The following is a 470-nucleotide window of genomic DNA, read 5'->3' on the forward strand; positions in this document are numbered from 1 at the left end:
TGATCTGGCCGCGCTTGGCGAGCTGAGCCATGCGTGCCGCCACATTGACCGTCTCGCCGAAGAAGTCCCCGCCAATCTCGACCAGCTCGCCGAAATCGAACCCGATCCGCAAACAGCGGGCGACCGGCCCGGTGCGGGTCTGTACCGGCGGAAGGGCGGCCACCCGTTCCTGCGATTCGAGTGCCGCAGCCCAGACATCCGCAGGTTCGGGCAGGCAGGCCATGATCTCGTCGCCGATCGTCTTGATGACGAATCCGCGGTTCTGGCGAACCACATTGCCGACTACGTCGAGGCATTGCTCGATCGCACCGATCGCGCCGGCCGTCCCGAGATGGTCGTAGAGCATCATGCTGCCCGAGACGTCGGCGAACATGATGCCGGCTCGGCGGATTGCGCCCGGTATCGGCCTTCTTGGCATCGCGCTGCGGTCGACCGTGACGATCGGCGTCATGGAACCGCGGACCCCGGTC

The 470-nt window shown here is 66.2% G+C and carries 1 protein-coding gene; it reads right to left on the reverse strand.

Annotated elements, in window-relative coordinates:
- On the reverse strand, positions 1 to 451 hold a 451-nt coding region (locus tag AC2JF9_RS08900), incomplete at its 3' end, for an adenylate/guanylate cyclase domain-containing protein (protein WP_500727043.1).
- Positions 452 to 470: the final 19 nt, after the last annotated feature.

Source organism: Lactobacillus sp. C449L (assembly GCF_059900815.1).